Annotated in this window: 16 protein-coding genes; 3 read left to right on the top strand and 13 right to left on the bottom strand. The window is 45.0% G+C overall.

What is annotated here, in order from left to right; genetic code table 11:
• Window positions 1-90: 90 nt before the first annotated feature.
• Entirely contained in the window at window positions 91-990 is a 900-nt protein-coding gene (locus ACF8OV_RS02915; RefSeq protein ID WP_005499789.1) for a LysR family transcriptional regulator, read from the bottom strand.
• A gap of 162 nt (window positions 991-1,152) precedes the next feature.
• On the opposite strand from ACF8OV_RS02915, the gene ACF8OV_RS02920 reads away from it, so the two are divergent.
• Together ACF8OV_RS02920 and lldD are read left to right on the top strand one after the other, a co-directional pair.
• Window positions 1,153-2,844: an L-lactate permease gene (locus ACF8OV_RS02920; protein ID WP_203503457.1), complete on the top strand. Its 1,692-nt coding sequence runs from the start codon at window positions 1,153-1,155 to the stop codon at window positions 2,842-2,844.
• A 314-nt stretch (window positions 2,845-3,158) separates the two neighbouring features.
• Window positions 3,159-4,298: an FMN-dependent L-lactate dehydrogenase LldD gene (gene lldD, locus ACF8OV_RS02925; protein WP_203503467.1), complete on the top strand. Its 1,140-nt coding sequence runs from the start codon at window positions 3,159-3,161 to the stop codon at window positions 4,296-4,298.
• Between the two features lie 93 nt (window positions 4,299-4,391).
• Here the strand turns inward: lldD and ACF8OV_RS02930 are convergent, their stop codons facing one another.
• Window positions 4,392-4,739: a helix-turn-helix transcriptional regulator gene (locus ACF8OV_RS02930; RefSeq protein ID WP_005462888.1), complete on the bottom strand. Its 348-nt coding sequence runs from the start codon at window positions 4,737-4,739 to the stop codon at window positions 4,392-4,394.
• 259 nt (window positions 4,740-4,998) lie between these two features.
• Between ACF8OV_RS02930 and ACF8OV_RS02935 the strand changes: the two genes are divergently transcribed.
• The gene (locus ACF8OV_RS02935) at window positions 4,999-6,096 is read left to right on the top strand and encodes a mechanosensitive ion channel family protein (RefSeq protein ID WP_005462887.1); all 1,098 of its coding nucleotides are present in this window, start codon (window positions 4,999-5,001) and stop codon (window positions 6,094-6,096) included.
• An 83-nt stretch (window positions 6,097-6,179) separates the two neighbouring features.
• On the opposite strand, the gene ACF8OV_RS02940 is transcribed toward ACF8OV_RS02935, so the two are convergent.
• The 11 genes from ACF8OV_RS02940 to ACF8OV_RS02990 all read right to left on the bottom strand — a co-directional run bounded on the left by ACF8OV_RS02940 (window position 6,180) and on the right by ACF8OV_RS02990 (window position 20,026).
• Window positions 6,180-6,896, bottom strand: coding sequence for a carbonic anhydrase (locus ACF8OV_RS02940; RefSeq protein ID WP_203503470.1), 717 nt, complete (start codon window positions 6,894-6,896; stop codon window positions 6,180-6,182).
• Window positions 6,897-7,037: 141 nt separating this feature from the next.
• Window positions 7,038-8,006, bottom strand: a complete 969-nt coding sequence (locus ACF8OV_RS02945; protein ID WP_203503473.1) for a spore coat U domain-containing protein — start codon at window positions 8,004-8,006, stop codon at window positions 7,038-7,040.
• Entirely contained in the window at window positions 8,003-10,378 is a 2,376-nt protein-coding gene (locus ACF8OV_RS02950) for a fimbria/pilus outer membrane usher protein (protein WP_203503477.1), read from the bottom strand. The genes ACF8OV_RS02945 and ACF8OV_RS02950 overlap by 4 nt, the downstream gene beginning before the upstream one ends.
• A 59-nt stretch (window positions 10,379-10,437) precedes the next feature.
• Window positions 10,438-11,196, bottom strand: coding sequence for a molecular chaperone (locus tag ACF8OV_RS02955; protein WP_203503480.1), 759 nt, complete (start codon window positions 11,194-11,196; stop codon window positions 10,438-10,440).
• A 21-nt stretch (window positions 11,197-11,217) separates the two neighbouring features.
• Entirely contained in the window at window positions 11,218-11,715 is a 498-nt protein-coding gene (locus ACF8OV_RS02960; protein WP_203503783.1) for a spore coat U domain-containing protein, read from the bottom strand.
• 39 nt (window positions 11,716-11,754) lie between these two features.
• Window positions 11,755-12,300 carry a spore coat U domain-containing protein gene (locus tag ACF8OV_RS02965; protein WP_005478315.1) on the bottom strand — a complete coding sequence of 182 codons (546 nt, stop codon included), beginning with the start codon at window positions 12,298-12,300 and terminating at the stop codon, window positions 11,755-11,757.
• Between the two features lie 399 nt (window positions 12,301-12,699).
• Window positions 12,700-13,731, bottom strand: coding sequence for an L-threonine 3-dehydrogenase (tdh, locus tag ACF8OV_RS02970; protein WP_005478141.1), 1,032 nt, complete (start codon window positions 13,729-13,731; stop codon window positions 12,700-12,702).
• Between the two features lie 165 nt (window positions 13,732-13,896).
• Window positions 13,897-15,090: a glycine C-acetyltransferase gene (locus tag ACF8OV_RS02975; RefSeq protein WP_005478319.1), complete on the bottom strand. Its 1,194-nt coding sequence runs from the start codon at window positions 15,088-15,090 to the stop codon at window positions 13,897-13,899.
• A 212-nt stretch (window positions 15,091-15,302) separates the two neighbouring features.
• A complete protein-coding gene (locus ACF8OV_RS02980) occupies window positions 15,303-17,627 on the bottom strand; it encodes a bifunctional diguanylate cyclase/phosphodiesterase (protein ID WP_203503483.1) in 2,325 nt (774 codons plus the stop codon).
• Window positions 17,624-18,556, bottom strand: coding sequence for a transporter substrate-binding domain-containing protein (locus ACF8OV_RS02985; protein ID WP_203503485.1), 933 nt, complete (start codon window positions 18,554-18,556; stop codon window positions 17,624-17,626). Before ACF8OV_RS02985 ends, ACF8OV_RS02980 begins: the two co-directional genes overlap by 4 nt.
• 63 nt (window positions 18,557-18,619) lie before the next feature.
• A complete protein-coding gene (locus ACF8OV_RS02990; protein ID WP_005462860.1) occupies window positions 18,620-20,026 on the bottom strand; it encodes an aminotransferase class V-fold PLP-dependent enzyme in 1,407 nt (468 codons plus the stop codon).
• Between the last annotated feature and the right edge of the window lie 399 nt (window positions 20,027-20,425).

A 20,425-nucleotide genomic window follows, 5' to 3' on the forward strand; every position in this document is an offset into this window, starting at 1 on the left:
TGTTTTGTTTTTATTGAGATTTATTCTCAATAGCTAGATTAGGGCTCAAGTGGCGAAATTCAACCAAAAAATACAAACAATATGAAGCACCTAGAAGTAATGAGAAATGGTGAGGTAGCGTTCGCGAATGTGCTCGATAAGCAGCTTAACCTTATTCGGCGGCTGACGCGTAAACGGATATACCGCATAAATGCCCAGCTTTTTGCCGACCAGTTCGGGGAAAATATCCACCAGCTGGCCATTACGAATATCGTGGTACACCAAACAGCGAGGCACATACGCAATGCCGTGTCCGCCTAATGCTGCTTTGCGCAGAGCAGTGGCATTGTCGGTTGAAAAGCTTCCAGAGACTCGAACAATATAATTGCCTTCGTCACTCTTAAATTCCCACTCCGATGCACCGGTGGTTTGATAAGCGTATTGCAAACAGTTGTGCGAAGTCAGATCGATAGGTTCGATAGGTTTGCCGTTTTTAGCAATATAAGAAGGCGATGCGCATACCACCCATTGAGAGTCGAGTATGTGCCGAGCAATTAAACTGGAGTCTTCCAAGTAACCGGTTCGGATGACCAAATCGTAACCATCGGCGACAAGATCAACAAAGCGATTATCGAGCGACATATCGACAGTGAGCCCCGGATGAAGGTTACAAAACTCCGCCACCGCGTCGGCAAGAATCAAGTCACCGGAGATAGTCGGCACCGACATCTTGATATGACCGCTCACATTCTCTCCAAAGCCTGCAACAGCGTCCATAGCCTCCTGAGTGGCTTGCTTCACATTTTTAGCACTGTGTAACAACACCTTCCCAGCTTCGGTCAGGGTCAATTTGCGCGTAGTTCGATATAATAGTTGTGCACCTATCTCTTCTTCTAGTCGCGCCATTCTTTTGCTAACTACCGAATTTGTAAGGTTATTTGCCTCTGCAACCTTACTAAAACTGCCTAATTCGATGACCTGAGAAAACAGGATTAAGTCGTCTGCTCGCATACAATTATGTCACTTTTGGAATTAATTATTTTCATTATTTCCCTATATCAATAAAAAATAAAGGAGTAAATTCACGCCAAATTAACAAAACCATTACAACAAAAAGTCGCCTCTACAGCGGATTGACACCGTTCGAGAAGTCAGCGTACGAAGGATGTACAAATGAGTGAAACCCTACTAGCCCTAGTGGCCTTTTCGCCAATTGTTGTTGCCGCCATTTTATTGGTTGGTCTCAACTGGCCTGCTAAAAAAGCGATGCCTGTTGCGTTCGGTTTAACCGTCGCTATCGCCCTAATGTTTTGGGATATGTCAGCTACTCGCGTACTGGCATCAGTATTCCAAGGTTTAGGAATTACTGTCTCTGTTCTTTGGATCGTGTTTGGTGCCATCTTCTTGCTCAACACTTTAAAACACACTGGAGCGATCACCACTATCCGTAACGGATTTACCGATATATCTGCCGATCGTCGAGTTCAAGCCATCATTATTGCTTGGTGCTTTGGCTCATTCATCGAAGGTGCATCGGGCTTTGGTACACCAGCAGCGATCGCCGCACCACTATTGGTTGCGATCGGTTTCCCTGCCCTAGCGGCGGTACTAATGGGCATGATGATTCAATCAACACCAGTATCGTTTGGTGCAGTGGGTACGCCGATTATAGTGGGTGTAAACAAAGGTTTGGATACGCACAACATCAGTGAAGCGTTGGCAGCTCAAGGCTCAACATGGGAAGCATACCTACAGCACATCACGGCTAACGTTGCCGTAATTCATGCCGTGGTTGGTACGATGATTCCTGTATTGATGGCGATGATGTTAACACGTTTCTTCGGCAAGAACAGAAGCTGGAGCGAAGGTCTGGATATTCTACCGTTTGCGCTATTCGCAGGTGTGTCATTTACCGTTCCTTACGCATTAACTGGCGTGTTCTTGGGCGCTGAGTTTCCATCGCTGATTGGTGGTTTGGTTGGTCTTTCTATCGTCGTAACTGCTGCGAAAAAAGGCTTCCTAGTTCCTAAAACAAAATGGGATTTTGAAAGCGAAGACAAATGGCCAACAGAGTGGCTAGGCTCTTTGAAAGTGGATCTGCACGACAATCCTGGTAAGCCAATGAGCTTGGTAAAAGCGTGGATTCCTTATGTAATGCTGGCCGTTATTTTGGTAGCAAGCCGCGTAAGCTCGGAGTTTAAAGGTCTACTTCAAAGCATCAGCGTGTCGTTTAGCAACATTCTAGGCGAGACAGGCGTTAGCGCTGCCATTCAGCCGCTTTACCTTCCTGGTGGTGTACTGGTGTTCGTTGCTCTGCTTGCTGCTGTATTGCAAAGCGGTAGCGCAAAACCTTTGCGTGAAGCATTCGGCGAGTCAAGCAAAACGCTAATCGGTGCAGGCTTCGTATTGGTGTTCACTATCCCGATGGTACGTATCTTCATCAACTCAGGAGTGAACGGTGCTGACCTAGCAAGTATGCCTGTAACAACCGCGAACTTTGCCTCAGACCTCGTTGGCTCTGCATTCCCAGCACTGAGTGCAACGGTTGGTGCACTAGGTGCATTCATCGCGGGTTCGAATACCGTATCGAACATGATGTTCAGCCAGTTCCAATTCGAAGTCGCGCAGACATTATCTATCTCAAGCGTGGTTGTAGTGTCACTGCAAGCCGTTGGCGCGGCTGCGGGTAACATGATTGCCATTCACAACGTGGTGGCGGCATCCGCAACCGTCGGTCTACTAGGTCGTGAAGGCGCAACCTTGCGTAAGACGATCATCCCAACGTTCTACTACCTAGTAATGACAGGCATCATCGGTTTGGTTCTGATTTACGGATTCCAACTCACCGACGTCTTGATGAAGTAATACGAATGCAGGGCTCACTGCCCTGCCCGATTTGACACAGCTGTCAGCACTACTACCCCGACATGTTGATTTAGCTTGCTACATCAATTCCCCCGGCAGCTGTGTCACCTTTCCAATTTGCATAACTGACTGAGCGATTAAATCAAGATTGTTCAACCAATTATGTAAGTGGGTTACCTAAATCACCGATTCAAAAGTAAGTGATGCAAAGGTAACTATACTCATTTTGATGCTTTTAGCGCTTAGTGCGATGAAAGCTCACTTAAGAGCAAATGCTCCACAACTTTGCTTAGAATAACCGCTAGGACACAATTATGATTATCTCAGCTTCTACCGATTACCGCGCTGCCGCGAAAGCCAAGCTACCTCCGTTTCTATTCCATTATATTGATGGCGGCTCTTACGACGAACGCACTCTGAAGCGTAATACTGACGATTTAGGCGATGTTGCACTACGCCAGCGCGTCCTACGCGATATGACAGACTTGAGTCTGGAGACCGAGATTTTCGGTGAGAAACTTGCGATGCCAATCGCACTGGCACCTGTTGGTCTAACTGGCATGTACGCTCGCCGTGGTGAAGTACAAGCAGCAAAAGCGGCAGAGAAAAAAGGCATTCCTTTTACCATGTCGACTGTGTCGGTTTGTCCGATTGAAGAAGTGGCACCAGCCATTAAGCGTCCAATGTGGTTCCAGCTATACGTGCTAAAAGACCGCGGCTTTATGAAAAACGTTCTTGAGCGTGCAAAAGCAGCAGGCGTTACTACATTAGTGTTCACGGTAGACATGCCAGTTCCAGGTGCGCGTTACCGTGACATGCACTCTGGTATGAGTGGCCCTAACGCAGCAATGCGCCGCGTATTCCAAGCCATGCGTCACCCAAGCTGGGCGGTGGATGTTGGCTTGCTAGGTAAGCCACACGATCTTGGTAACATCTCAACGTATCGTGGTGAACCAACGAAACTAGAAGACTACATCGGCTGGTTGGGCGCGAACTTCGACCCATCGATCTCTTGGAAAGATCTTGAGTGGATTCGTGATTTTTGGGATGGCCCAATGGTCATCAAAGGTATTCTGGATGAAGAAGACGCGAAAGATGCGGTACGTTTCGGTGCAGATGGCATTGTGGTATCAAACCACGGTGGTCGTCAGCTCGATGGTGTACTATCAACAGCGAAAGCTCTGCCAAGCATTGCGGACGCCGTAAAAGGCGATCTGAAGATCTTCGTAGACTCTGGTATTCGTACTGGTTTGGATGTTGTTCGTATGCTTGCACTTGGCGCAGACTGTACGCTGCTTGGTCGTTCATTCGTTTACGCGCTTGCTGCACAAGGTGGCGCTGGCGTAGAAAACCTACTCGACCTATACGACAAAGAAATGCGCGTGGCTATGACGCTGACTGGCGCAAAAACCATTGCTGACCTATCTCGCGATTCGTTGGTGAAAATCCCATAATCTTTACGAATACGCAGAAAGCAGAAACGAAAAAACGAGCCTCAATTGGCTCGTTTTTTTATTGCTCTTCAACCCGATAATTTGACGAGCAAGCTAGCTAACTTGGTGAACGTACTCAATGACGACTTGGTTGCCTTCAATGAACACATTGCGGATGTCACCATCCACTGTCACTCGGTTTTGCAAATGAACCGATCCCGCCGCCGACAGTTCTCTCTCAGTCAATGATGGAATCACTTGCCCAGGACGCACATGCAGCTGTTCACAAAGTTGTTTGATAAAACCTAGCGTCAGTGGCGAATTACCACGTAACAAGCCAGAAAACTCATGTAGGCTCAAACCTAGGCGTTTTGCCATTTCCATTTGAGTGATGTGCATTTTGGCTTTTTGTGACATCCAGATGTCGTAGAGCGCATTTCTATCCAGCTCTGTAAATTCCATATCTGCCTCCGATAATTCAAGTGCCAATACACTCTCACACTTGCTTGAGATAAATGTTAGCGATAAGTCAGAGAACTTATAATTGATCGTTCGAATATTTGCGCTCAGCAAAGGTATGGCAAGGCTTGCACGCGTCCGCTTTCGATTCAAAATTCATCAGATAATAGTGATAAATGGATGAAATCCCGGAAATTACTGGGGTGATACTTCAATATCTGCTACCTTTCCCACCATGGTTCATCAGAAATAAAAGTTACTTATGTCACAGTGGTTTACCGATTTACAAAACTATGTACAAGCGCATAGTCAGGATTGGAGCGGAAGTGTTCTTTTTATCACGTTAGCCAGTTTTATCGCATGGATTGCTTGGCGAGTGATCCGTTCCCGTCTTGCAATTCTTGTCGAGAAAACCCCTTTTCATTGGGATAACATGTTGCTTGATGCGCTCAAAGCGCCAGTGAGCACACTCATTTGGTGTTGGCCTGCTACGGTGTCACTCGGCATCATTTTAGAAAGCGAACTGAATGACAAGATCAACTGGCTGAGCACGCTCAAGCTGATTCTTATTATCAGCGTCTTCGTATGGACCGTCATGCGGCTGATCACCAATATCGAAGATTTCGTTCTGGAACAGAAAAACCGAGACGAAACCACCGTTCAAGCCATCGCAAAAGTTGGGCGATTATTCATCATCACTATCGGCGTATTAACCATCATGCAGGCATTTGGCTTGTCTCTGTCTGGTCTGCTGACGTTTGGTGGTGTGGGTGGCTTAATCGTAGGTCTTGCTGCAAAAGATTTGCTGTCGAACTTCTTCGGTGGTTTGATGATTTACTTCGATCGTCCATTCAAAGTAGGCGATTGGATTCGCTCTCCAGATCGTCAAATCGAAGGCACCGTAGAGCGCATTGGTTGGCGCATGACCAGCATCCGCACGTTTGATAAACGCCCACTTTATGTGCCGAACTCCGTGTTTAGCAACATCGTGGTTGAAAACCCTTCCCGAATGCTAAACCGTCGAATCTACGAAGTGGTGGGCTTACGTTACGATGATGCCGACAAAGTGCCAGAAATCATCACCGCAGTGCGCGAAATGTTAAAGAATCACAAAGACATCGATACGCGCCAAACCTTGATTGTGAACTTTGATACCTTTGGCCCATCATCGTTGAACTTCTTTATCTACACCTTCACGAAAACCGTGAACTGGGTGAGATACCACGAAGTGAAACAAGACGTCTTATTGAAAGTCGTCGGCATCATTAAAGAGCACAACGCAGATATAGCGTTCCCAACTCAAACACTGAAGCTCGACCCGATTCAAATGGCGAAAAATCAAGAAGACAGCGGTTTTTAATTCGCTCTTAAACACACAAAGCCCACTCAACATTGAGTGGGCTTTGTTTTATTTCGGGCTTACCAAACCTCAAAAAACATCGGTTATTTGGTAAGAACCATACGCGCATTGAGCGGTTGAACTGGACGATTATTTTCCCCCATGACGTGTTCAAATTGCGCAATTTGCTCTGCCGAAATGCTTTGTGGATCTTTGATCACAAGCCAACGCACGCCTTCTGAACATGGTGGCGTGGTCAATGAGCCGTTAAATCGGTAGTAGTCTTTGTCGCTAGGAATCAACGCGTTTGCATCGAAAGAAGCGCGAATCGCTACGTTTTGATCTCTTTCCGGCACATTTTCTAGCAGATTCGCCAACGCCGGATTGGCTTTGCCTTGTTCAAAAAATACCGCCACTACTGCGAGATTGCCTTGCTCATCGGCATGAACGTAATGCGCTTCCAATGGGTAAGATTTGCCGTCGACATGGTTTTCAGATGGTGTGTGGAAATGAAACTGCTTTAAAGCAAACGCTTTGCCATCAATGGTCAGAACATTCTCTCCCTCAATGCTGGTTTGCAATGTGTGACCATTGTTTGTTAGCGCAACCACTTTGCCTTGGTAATCCAATTGCAGTTTTGCTAATTCAGCTTGCGTCGCCGCATGAATATCAATCGGGCTTTGGTTTTTACCTTGCGCACATTCAGAAGCAAACTCGCCCCAATGCTCTGGTCCGTGACTTCCTTCGTAACCCCAGTTTGCTGCGTTGGCCGAACCAACGAATACCAAAGACAATCCAATCGCTGTAAGTGACTTTTTCATGATTTTCCTTATCCCTTCAAGTGAAGTGTTGTAAAAGCAAAGCCATACTAATCTCACAGGATTCGGTCGTTACAGAGTGGAAACTATGATTGCAAACAAACTTTGGAATCAACTCCTCTAGTCATGCAATTGATATGATGCTCAAAATTGAACATCAACGATTATTGAGTCGGTATAAGTGCCCGCGGGAGGGGTAGTTTGGCTTGCCATTATCTGCGCGCGATAATTGTAGTTCTGTGGAGTGATACCATCTGGAATGGCGTCGCCAGTATCGACATCACTCTGTTCGCGGCGCTCAGCACCAGCCGAGCCCCAGCGCTCCGTCGATGAAGACTTATAGATTTCATATTCCAAATAGTTACCATCAGATGCCATCCTTCGTTGGCCTCCTGAAGCATTTACGCCGTCGTTTAAACCAATGGTGAAGGAACTGTTCTTGGTACAAGTTAACGATATAACCTGACTAACGGGATCGAAGCCCGCCACCAATGGGGATGAACCAAAATCAATATCCGGCGCGGTTATCATACAGTCGGGAGTCACTTCCAACTCGACCGTAATAGTACTTTGAGCACTCCCCTCATTCCGCATAATACATACTCCTGGTAGACCTACGCCCTTGCAGTAATTCCAATCCCAAGACGCCATAATTTGGTCTGTATAAGTTCCGGCCGAAAGGTTACTTCCAGCTCCCGTCCGAGCATAAAGAGGGAACTCAACTTGGTCTCCAAACAGCCCCAACAAATCTAACAAGTCGGTGTCTGTGAAGGTGTGCAATTGGCCAAAAACATACTCTTCTGAAAGGCTTGAATCGCCAAAGATCTGATAGTTAATTACCGAACTGGCATCTCCTTGGGTGGTCATCTGCCCACCATTGAGGCTGGTAAATGTGACGGACACATAGTCGCCACTCAACAACGACACAAGTGTCGAAAAGTCACACGTTATCCCGGCATGAGGCTGAGCTGAACTTTGTTGCTGAGTGCTCGACACCGTAAATGAAGAAACATTGCCAAACTGGATTGAAGGTGTTAGCGCCGTGATCTCACATGCCATTGTCGAACAGGAGAAAAAGAGAAGTAGACTAGCCAGCCAGCGATGCAAAATCATAGTGCCGCCTCATCTTCTGTTTTGAGGCAAACCAGACTATTCAGTGTTTGTATTTTTTGACTCTCGCGCTCATACAACCCTTCAATTGAAACTTTACATGGTGACTGCCCTTGAGGATAAAACAGAATGTAACTGCCCGGATCAATGCCTTCAAAGTAGGTAAACCCATCCCACCCAATTTGACTGACTAATCCTGTCTCTGAACGCCCAAACGTGCCAAGCGGCAGGACTAGGTGATTTTCATCCACAACGGTCATACTCAATGCAATTTGCAGCTCAATGGGAAACTCTAATAAATAACCGTAACCTGCATGTATCGAAGCGAACTGCTCTGTCGTCGAAAATGCCGCATTCGCTGGTAAAGTGAGTGGGTCAATTTCATATTTGGCGGTGTAATACGCGGTAGCCCAAGGCACTAGCAAATAGCCATCCTCGTCAGTCACGCCAACAATTTGGTTTTCATATTTAACCGGAATACCGTCAAAACCGCTGGTGCTGACCACGGCAAAGCTGTCATACACTTCGTTAGCAGGGAAGATTTTGCCATCCAATGTCGAGACTGAACCCGCCATTTCCGCAAAATAATCATAATTCCCACTGGTGCCATTGAGCCCTCCTCGAAACTGAGCCCACGAGGCACGATAGGTCAAATCGGCTTGCTTACGGTTTTCAGGATCTTCATTGAGGTCATGTGCTAAGTTAATACCCCAACCGCCTTTTATAGGCGCGAGGCGACTGTATCCAACTCGCCCTCGCGCATCGCCATCATCTTCCCTTTTCAGCGTTAAGCCAGCACTGCCGCCAAGCGAACCAAAGGGCAACGAGAACTGTGCTAATGTCACTGCCTGACCACCAATACTGTGGTTGTAAGAGAGCGACATATTAATATCAAAAGGCAGAGCATAACTGTACGTAAGATTGAGTGTACGCGAGCTAGAATCGGTTTGCTGAATATCGAAATAACCACCGGAAAGTGAGCCCCAATCCCCTAGCCGTACTCCCATATTGACTTGCGATACATGGCGAGACTTCAGCGATGCCTCCTCCCCTTTATTAAGCTTCTCGTAATTTGGCAAATGTGACAGGGTATAGAAATCAGCTTGCTCCACTTGCGTTCTAGCAGCGAAGCTAAACAACCTAGATTGGTAACTGTAACTCAGCGCGTATGAGCTGGATTGGTCTTTAAAATTACTGACTCGAAATGAGGCATCTACCGTACCTAAGTTGAACGCATTACTAACAAAACCCAGCCCTGCAACAATTAGGTCATCTTTTGCTTCAGCTTGTGTTTCCAAGGTTAACCAATCCGTCATGCCATGACGCATCGCTACAACAACGCCGCCAGCACCATATTCATTCGATGCGTTTCCAAAATCTTCTCTGAGCGCACCAATACTGGCACTGTAGGAAGTAAATCCTGTTTTCAACAAATCGGAAGATAGGAAAAACGGACTGGTCATGACCGTTTGTCGGCCTTGAGCATCAGTCGCAATGACAGTTGCTTCACCCGCGCCAGAGATCATGGGAATGTCGTTGATAACGAAAGGGCCTGGCCCGACGGCCATTGAATCGGTTTTAAAGCCATTTATGAATAAATCCAAGGTCGTGGGCGCAGTGACCTCACCATAAAACGCTGGCAATGGCGTCGTCACTACGTCGGGGCGCATAGAAAAGTCATGCGACAACTGAATGCCCGCCATTCTCACCGGCTGACTCCAAGACAAAGGACGGACGATGTAGTCTCCGACTTCCAAACGAAGTCGGCGCGCCTGATTGGCGTACTCATACCCTGTATCGAAACGGGTGTATTGACTGCTTTGCTGAGACTGAACATCGCGATGAAAATTGGATTTAAATATTCCCGTTGTAGAAAAAACGCCAAACTCAGAAAAGGCTCTGATTTCATGATCGATAGAAACCTCCTTTTGTTGGCTTTCGTTTTCATACACACCAAAAACGTTGTAGTTAAACAGTCCCCCACGACCAAACTTAGCTGGAGAAAATCGCCCCATATCGTGTGCAGATAAACTCTGCATCGGCAGCCAGTTCGGCGGAACGTCGATCGCCAGTTGCAATGACGATTGCAAATAACGCACGTTAACCCCTGCAATGGAAGAAACGTCAATCCTGTCTTCCGTTCCTGGCAACGATTTGGCCGTAACGCCAACCGCTATTAGATCTTGCCGCTGGAGAAAGTACTGCTCGCCAATGCGCTCGACTTCGGTAATATGCCCCGTCGCTCTTTGATTGATCACCAATTCTAGTTTCAAGCTAATATTGTTAAACTTATCAAAAGAAAAGTTTTCAGGACTCGGTAACTCAGAAAAACTGTTGGGTGAGTTCGCACAAAGGCCAATATTGCTCCACGCCATACTTAGTAATCCAACCCAAAGCAAGACATACATTTCATTGCGTCTGTTCATTATTATCATTATTGCGTCAATGGTATTTTGTAGCGTTTACCTCCAATATTCGCACTCAAACTCATATTGTTTATATTCTTATATGAAATAGGCCAAACCTTATATTGCTCTGGAAGAATATAACCGGCTAATCCTTCAGAAATCATTAACGGTTCTTTATTCGGAGAATCCAGTTGTAAATTCACCAGACGCACATGATGATTTCCTGAGTTTTTAATGTGAATAAAACGTTGATTATTTTTCTTAATCAATTGAGCTTGCAAACCATTCCACAACTCACTGTCCTTATTCTGCTGTTGAGTATTGTTAAGCCCTTTTCCATAGATAAATAAGGGGATGGAGTAGCGCATTCGAACTTTAACAGCGAGTTCATTTTCCATCGAATCGGTTAGAGGGTCGTGAGTTGGAGGCAGTTCATCGATGATCACTCGGTAAGCGTACTCTTTACCTGCTGCGGCTTCATCTTGATTGAGGATACGAATCAGCTGTTTTTCACCAGGTTCAATTTTGACAAATGGTGGCGTGGCAATCAGTTGATTTTGATTAGAATAGTTATCTTCACCTTCATTTTGTCCCCATTTAAAAATCCTCACTTGTAAGTAAGAATCAACGTTGCCTTTATTCACCATCCAAAGGTATGTCGCATTCGTCTCCGCTGTTATTTTGGGGTAGATCGGCCAAATTAATAATGAATTGGCGTTAGTATTGGAGATAAAAACAAAAAGGAAGGTCGCTATTAATAATGATTTTTTGAGTATGAATTCCATTTCATCCCTCCGAAACATCACTTACCACTCTAAGGTCAGCGTAAGCGTATCCATATAAATTCCGGCTATTTCATTCCCATTTATTATTGCCTTTGCCCAGATAGGAAACTGAATATTATCTGGGTCTTGAGTGGTATCGACGGAATATCGTGTATCGATATCAAGCACTTGTGTGTAATCCAGATCCTGAAACAAAAAGTAGTCTACCGTCGTGACCTCTTCGCTATGCTTTAACTTGCGCACGCCATCCGATGAATTCAGCCCACCGTTTAGAGAAACATTCATCGCAATACCCGGAGTACAACTTAATGTAAGTGATGAGCTGTATGTGACATTGCCTTGTACTTCCGCCGCATAAACAGAAGAATGTTCACCAAAATCCAACGTTCCTATTTGTCCAACTTGTGTTGCGCTCTCTTCTTGTACTGCGCCATTAATCAAACAGCCTGTGTCTACTGTTGCTGATACTTGAAAGGTTTCTGTCACATCAGCCAGCACAGTTGAAGAACACCAACTCATCACGACAAGTGAAAAGCCTCTAACAACCAGCGTCACGGTTTACCAGCTTAATGTCACACTGATTGTATCTGAGTACGATCCCGCAGTGCTGCTCGTACCGTAAGCTTTCGCAAAAAGCTCAATGGTCTGAGCCGTTGCGGTCGTAAACTCAGTAAGCGCCACCGTTCCATTTTGCACGATTTGGGTATTTCTGTCTGAATCGGTAAACAGCTTATATTCGATATACTCGGAACCATTCGACATCGCGTAGGAGCCAGCTGCTACACTTCCGTCATACAAACCAGTGCCAAGTGTAAAGGTCGGAGTCACACCGTTACTACAGAGCACTTCAATGCCCGTCGCGCTGCCACCATTGACCACAGCATCTTGCTCAGTAAAGATCGCTGGCACGTCGCCGAAATCAAGTGAACCAAAACCAATACCAGAAGCAGTGTCTACCGCATTATTTCCGTTGATCACACAACCTTGTACAAGGTTAATGGAAACATCAATGGTGCCGCTCACTGAGGCGCCGTTTGCTTGCCAACTGAATGACGTTAATAACAGAGGCATCATCAAATATATTCTTTTCATATAAAGCTCCATTTTCTAACATTCCACTGTATATCGATGATTGTTTTATTAGTTATAGCTCAAGTATGACAAACTAAGTGCATATAAAATACGAAACATATAAAAGAAGTAAGTTAGGTATAAAAACAGGCATACTTAAAAAATAAATAACCACAAAAAACAACTTTTACGAGATATAAAACCACAAAATACCCTTAAAATTAAAAAGGTCATTTGGTTATTCTAAATACGGAAAGTGAAGCTTTGCTGAAGTTTCAGAAGAAAATAAAGTCGATTTGAACAGAGTCGAGCAGGAAATTGGTTATTAAACGGCAGTAAAATTCTAGGCTGAAATTAAGAAAATGGACGAAAAAGATAGGGCTAAAATAAACAAAAAGCGCCCCTTTTGGAGCGCTTTCTTACTAAAACTGACTATTCCCAATCAAGAATAACTTTGCCCGACATGCCAGAGCGCATGACGTCAAAGCCTTCTTGGAAATCATCAATCTTGTAGTGGTGCGTGATGATTGGCGATAGATCCAAACCAGATTGAATCAGTGAAGCCATCTTGTACCACGTTTCGAACATTTCACGGCCGTAAATGCCTTTGATAACCAGACCTTTGAAGATCACTTGGTTCCAGTCAATACCCATGTCTGATGGTGGAATACCCAACAGAGCGATACGACCACCATGATTCATTGTCGTTAGCATTGAGTTGAATGCAGCTGGGTTACCCGACATTTCAAGACCTACGTCGAAGCCTTCTGTCATGCCTAGTTCAGCCATTACATCTTCAAGCTTCTCTTCAGCCACGTTTACTGCACGTGTTACGCCCATTTTACGAGCAAGCTCAAGACGGTATTCGTTTACGTCTGTGATAACTACATGGCGAGCACCAACGTGTTTAGCAACCGCTGCCGCCATGATGCCGATTGGGCCAGCACCTGTGATCAGCACGTCCTCACCCACAAGGTCGAAAGAAAGCGCAGTGTGTACCGCGTTACCAAACGGGTCAAAGATAGACGCTAGATCGTCAGAGATCTCGTCTGGGATCTTGAACGCGTTGAACGCTGGGATAACCAAGTATTCTGCAAATGCGCCTTCACGGTTTACACCCACACCGATAGTGTTACGGCATAAGTGAGTACGGCCGCCACGACAGTTACGACAGTGACCACAAGTGATGTGACCTTCGCCAGATACGCGGTCACCGATTTCAAAGCCACGAACTTCCTGACCAATCGCAACCACTTCACCCACGTATTCGTGACCGACAACCATAGGTACTGGAATTGTCTTTTGTGACCATTCGTCCCAGTTGTAAATGTGTACGTCTGTACCACAAATCGCGGTTTTCTTAATTTTGATCAGAATGTCGTTATGGCCAACCTCAGGTTTGTCTACTTCGGTCATCCAAATGCCTTGTTCAGGCTTTAGCTTTGATAGTGCTTTAATTTTCATAGTATTCACCAAATATTGCCCCGCTCAGTGCGAAACAAAAAATCTCTATAAGGTTCATCATCACTCAACAATGCGGGATAAAAGGCTTAACCCAATGAGCCTGCTCCAACGGAGATTTGGGCAAGCCTTTGTCATCAAACCGCATCAACATGAGAGATATCGAACTTAGATAATGCCCATGTCTTTACCAACTTGGATGAACGCATCGATCGCACGATCTAGCTGCTCACGAGTGTGCGCTGCTGACATTTGAGTACGGATGCGCGCTTGGCCTTTTGGTACTACAGGGAATGAGAAGCCGATTACGTAGATGCCTTTTTCTAAAGCACGCTCAGCGAACTCCGCTGCAACTTTTGCATCGCCCAGCATAATTGGAATGATCGCATGGTCTGCGCCGCCCATTGTGAAGCCTGCTGCTTCCATACGAGCACGGAAATGCGCTGCGTTTTCCCATAGACGGTCACGTAGGTCGCCGCTTTCTTCTAGTAGATCTAGAACGCGGATAGAAGCGTTTACGATTGCTGGTGCAACAGAGTTAGAGAATAGGTATGGACGAGAGCGCTGACGTAGCCAGTCAATCACTTCCGCTTTACCAGATGTGTAGCCGCCAGAAGCGCCACCCATTGCTTTACCTAGCGTACCAGTGATGATGTCGATACGGTCAACCACGTTGTGGTGCTCGTGCGTACCTGCCCCCGTTTTACCCATGAAGCCAACTGCGTGAGAATCATCAACCATCGTCAATGCGCCGTACTTCTCTGCTAGGTCACAGATAGCTGGAAGGTTTGCTACTACGCCATCCATAGAGAACACACCGTCCGTTACGATAAGAATGTGGCGAGCACCTGCTTCTTTCGCTGCGATCAGTTGTTGCTCTAGCTCTTCCATGTTGTTGTTTGAGTAACGGAAGCGCATTGCTTTACATAGACGAACACCGTCAATGATTGATGCGTGGTTTAGTGCATCAGAAATGATCGCATCTTCTTTACCAAGAATGGTTTCAAACAGACCAGCGTTTGCATCAAAGCAAGAGGTGTAAAGAATCGTATCTTCTTTACCGAGGAATTTAGAAAGCTTTTGTTCTAGCTCTTTGTGGATGTCTTGAGTACCGCAGATAAAACGTACTGATGCCATGCCGAAGCCGTGCTCATCCATGCCTGCTTTACCCGCTTCGATAAGCGCTGGATGGTTTGCTAGGCCTAGGTAGTTGTTCGCACAAAAGTTCAGTACTTCTTCACCTGTCGAGATTTTAACAGCGGCTTGCTGTTGAGAGGTAATGATACGCTCTGCTTTGTAAAGACCTTCAGCCTTCACTTCTTCAATTTGCTGTTGAATCTGTTGGTAAAATGCAGAAGACATTCGCAATTCCTTCCTGGTTGTTTTGACGAGTTTTCACTCGTTTCGAATTTGGTTTAGCCTTTACGTGACGGGCGTCACAGGCCATCAGCTATCAATTAATTGTAGTGTAAAACAAGGAAAGGAAAACGATTATCCCTCAAGGTGGAAAAGCATTAATGAATTTGAGGAACAAATAACATCAATGCTTTTCTATGAGGTTGTATTGAAAGGAGTTATGACCAAGTAGGTTGGTTTAGAAGTTGCTCAAACTCCTTCGCTGGCACAGGGCGGCTATAGTGGAAACCTTGGCCGAACTCACAGTTTAGCTCGTTGAGATAATCCACATGGCGCTGCTCTTCGATACCTTCTGCGACAATTTTAAGACGCAAGGCTTTGGCCATAGCAATGATCACGTTGACCAGTTCACGATCAGAGTCGTTCTCAAACACGTTTTGCATAAAACTGCGGTCGATTTTCAGACGGTCAAACGGGAACTTCTGCAAGTAACTCAGTGCAGAATAGCCCGTACCGAAGTCGTCAATCGTCAGCTTGGTACCGAGCGCACGTAGGTTATCCAGCATGTCTACCAACTCATCATCATGGTTAAACAACAAGCTCTCGGTTACCTCGACATCAAATTGCTCAGCAGGCAAACCCGATTCTTCTAAGCTTTGCCTAATGAACGCCAATAAGCGATCACAATAGCGGAATTGAACGCTAGAGAAGTTCACCGATACAAACAACGGCGAAATGGATTGCCATTGCGAGGCTTGATGACACGCTTGCTGAATGGCGAACTCGCCAAGTTGATGAATCAATCCGTTTTTCTCTGCAATCGAGATGAACTCTTCTGGATTAACAAAGCCGAACTTCTCATCATTCCAACGCATCAATGCTTCTGCGCCAACAATTTTGCCGCTTTTCAGTTCGATGATTGGCTGATAGTACATTTCGAGCAGTTGGTTCGAGATCGCATTACGCAATCGACTTTCTAGATCCAAGTAACGCTGTAGATCTTGGTTCATGTTGTGGTTGTAAAAGCAGAACGCATCACGGCCATCTTGCTTCACGCGGTACATCGCCATATCGGCACATGCCAACAGCTGCTCGGCGTTATCACCGTCGTCTGGGAAAACCGACATGCCGACACTGCCTGTCAGGAAAAACTCGTGATTATTCCAAACAAACGGTTCACTAAAGGCCGATAACACGCTCGAAGCAACGCGCTTCGCGGTATCGTTATCTGGTAAATCTGGAATCACCAACAGGAACTCATCCCCACCGATTCTGGCGAGCAAATCGGTTTTTCTCGCGACGTTTTGAAGACGCTGAGCACTAAGTTTGAGAATTTCATCCCCGACAAAATGCCCCATAGAATCGTTGATCTGTTTGAAGTGGTCCAAATCAATAAACATCACCAATACTTTTGACCCCGTACGAGATGCACGAATAAGCTCCAGCGCCAATCGTTCTGAGCCATAACTGCGATTTGGCAATTCTGTTAAGGTGTCGTATTTGGCTTGGAATGCGAGCTCTTTCTCCGATGCTTTTCGGCGCTCTATTTCTTTGGTGAGTTTGTGGTTTTGTTGAGAAAGAATATCTTTACGCTTTTTCTCTTCCTCAAGCTTAATCTTTAATTCCAATTTATTATTGTTTGCGACAAATGCATAACACAGCGCAATAACAATCATCACGGCGAGAATACTTAGCCCAACAATAAAGAGTCGAGAAGTAAAAATATCTCGCTCGTTGAGCGGTTCAAACCATGCCATCAATTTAAAGTGATGTTGTTCCACTGGCACTTCGAAATATATTTTTCCATCCAAAACTTTAGAAAGAAAATGATTCTCATCTGCATTAGTGGTTGAGTTTTTAATGATGGAATCCCACACCACCATTTCAACATCTTTTATTTTCAGCACCATGCGACTGTAGCTGTCTTCGTGCTCTTGATTGGTTAATTGCTCAATAACAATATCTTTATTGATGTCCGCAATTAAAAAAGCCACTGGTTTCCCTGAAAATTTGACTTGCTTAATCACTTGAACCCGAATGTTGTCACCATCACGAGTGGCACAAACTTCTTCCGGATGCCCGTGTTGGGTCATCAAATCATGAATATCCATTGGCTTGAGATCTTTTGGGCCAGTCGTGACGATGGTTGTTCCGTCACTGCCCACCAGCGTTAACTTGTTGTAGATGTTGCTACTGTTGATCAACTTGCCGTCAATCTTCTCATCAAATCTACGCTTTAAGTTGATTAAACTTGCACCTAGGCCATATTCCATCGACATACCAGATGCTAAGTTTGCAAAAAATGTTTGAACGGTTTTGTCACTCGATAAATTATCTACGTCTTCACTTGCAATAGTAAATAAGTTGTCTAGTGTGCTTGCATAGCTTTTTACTTTTAAATCCAGCTCTCTATATTGAGAGTCTTTTAATTTATTCTGTCCAAGACTTGTAACAACGATAAGTATCGCTAAATAAATAGAAACGATTATTGCGCTTATCGTTATTATCTTTTTACTGGATATTTTTTTAGCAGCCTTTTTCATCGAATTTTCTTACTATCTTCTAAGAAGTAATCGTTATAAAAGTAGTAAATTGACGGGTAGTATTTTTTAACGAGCTTTTCATACGTCCCATCTTTTTTAATAGAATCTAAATAACGATCAAACGCTTCGCGTAATTCCGGTGAATTTTTACGGAACGCAACAGCCATTTTTTGATTTTCAGAAACAGGGCCAATGACTTTTATTTCTCCCGGCCATTTTTCTAAAGCAATTAATGTGTCTGCGACATCCAATAAGGTACTTTCAGCATCATTTTTCATGATGGCAGGTACCATTTCGTTTAAGAGTCGTTTGCCATCGGGCAAAATCACTTTGGCACCCGTGTCGTACAAGTCGTAAAGGTTTGGGTCTAGGCACGAATGCTCTAGCGCCAACACTTCTCGTCCATCGATCAACTCTTTCACTGTCTTGACGTCTTCGTCGATCGAGCCACTGGGCTTAATTGGACTTAAACTTGAATCGGTACGAGAAACAAGCCATACCGCCGATGGGAAGTAGTCCTGAGAAAAGTCCAATACCTCTTCCCGCCAATCCAAAATCGTCACGCCATTGGCGATCAGATCACCCTCAATTGGCACACTGCCACCCACGACTGCGCGGTTGTGTCGGTATTGAACATCTTGACCTGTCAGCTTACCGACCATGTCACTCCACTGAGCCGGTACGTACTCATATCGCACACCCAACGAGCTCGCAAATCCTTTTACGATATCGACATCTAATCCTGTCAGCGTGTGCATTTCACCTTGCTCGATGTAAGAAACAAAGTTGGCATAAGGCACACCGATATGACGAAGCACACCACGTTCACGGATTTCTTTAAGGTCATTAGACCAAGCCGAAGAAGACATCACGGACGCGGCCAAAATCGCCACTGCAGTGATGGTTCGTTTAAGTGTTTTGGCTGACATTGTGTATATCCTTCCCTTCAACAAAGCGCCCATAAATGGGCGCTTGAGTGATAAACAACGACATTAGAACGAGTAGTACAGATCAGCAATCGCTTCGACCAATCCTTCTACATCTCGCTCATCATGGAACAAGTGTGTAGAGATACGAAGCGCGTACGTGTCGTGTCCATCATCTTTGTACAGCTTGAAGTTCGTTGTACGGATGATGTAGCCATATTCTTCACGCAGACGGTCACGGAACTCAGTCAGGATTTCTTCGTTCGTCACATCATAAAATGGGTTGAACGTCGTTAATCCACTCGTCAGCCCTTCCACATTTGGCGAGAACATTTTCGCATGTGGCAGCACGTCTTGGAGTGAGGTTTTACATTGGTCACTCAACGTTAGAATGCGGTCTTGGATTCGGTCACGACCAATCTCATCCCACATTTTACAGCTATCAGCCAGAGCTTGTTTAGCTGGGTAGTTATCGTTACCAATGTACTGCATTTGGATTTGCTTACCTAAGTAATCCGCATGAGAAAGCGACGAGTTTATCAACCACAATGGATTTTCACGGTCGCTCCAGTATTCGTTCAAACGATTACCGTTGTCGCGCACGTATAAAATGCCTGTTGCGCCCGGGCCACACTGCCATTTATGGCCAGAACCAGAGTAGAAATCGCAATCCAGATCATGTAGGTCAAGATCGAACATACCCACCGTGTGAGCACCATCCACTAACGTTGGAATTTGGTGCTCTTTTGCAAGAGAACAAATTGCCTTTGCTGGCAGAGCAGTACCGGTCTTGTATGTGATGTGAGAGAACACAATCAGGCGAACATTGTGGTGCGCTTCAATAGCGTCACGGAATGCTTGAATGTAGTCTTCTTCAGAAACGTCTTCAGTACCTGTAAACACTGGTAACTGAATTTCCACGACTTCTACACCAAAGCGGTGTTTTACAACATTCAGCGGAGATGTCGCTGCAATGTGTTCGTGGTGTGTAGTAAGAATCACGTCTCCCGGCTCGAAATGCAGACCATTAATGATCGAACATAGACCGTCAGTCGTGTTGCGGCTTAAGATGATTTCGTCAGCATTTGCGCCAAAACCTGGTGCAATCTCTGCGATCATGTCTGAAACGTAAGGGAACTTACCAAACTTACCTTTCATGTCCCATGGGAACTTCGCCACTAATTTGTTGTTGTCTTCATAGCCTTCAAGAACATGTTTCGGCATTGAGCCTGTTGTACCAATGTTCATGTAAGTCGTTCGTTTATCCAAAACGAACTGCTTTTGCACTTTACGCCAAAAGCGCTTATCGTGCTTTCTACCTAGCCCGCGGCTGCTCCAATCAATTTTCTGTTCTCGAGCTTGTGCTACACCTGAAAAAGCAGAAGCACCAACACCAGCTACAACGGCACCCGTTGCGCCTTTAAGAAAATTACGTCGGCTGCGATTAGTCTGAATAGAATCCTTGTCGCTCATTTTTTCGATCCTTGTCGGAAATTAGCCATATTATTAATTTTTAAACGCGTAACTATCTGTTACTAAAACATTATTACCTATTCAAACCAGACTTTAATTTTTTACTCTGCTATTAAGTGACTTTAGTTCCACTTTTTTAGCTTATTTGATGACATAAGCAACAGTTTCGCTTCCAACCAATAAACAACTGAATACATATTAAAATATTCATTAAATTGACTATTTTTATGATAAACGCTTAATAATAGTTTTATCTATAAACAAACGGTGAGCTTTGTTATAAATTCATTAAAAATTTAACTTTGTATTAATTAGAAAATTCAGCGTCATATTTGTTCAACTGCGACTATTCTTTTTATAACCAAGTAATCTCAATATGTTAAGTTTCATAAAATGGCT

The organism is Vibrio sp. GLN_1, from assembly GCF_043106015.1.
In the GTDB taxonomy this organism is placed as follows: Bacteria; Pseudomonadota; Gammaproteobacteria; order Enterobacterales; family Vibrionaceae; genus Vibrio; species Vibrio parahaemolyticus.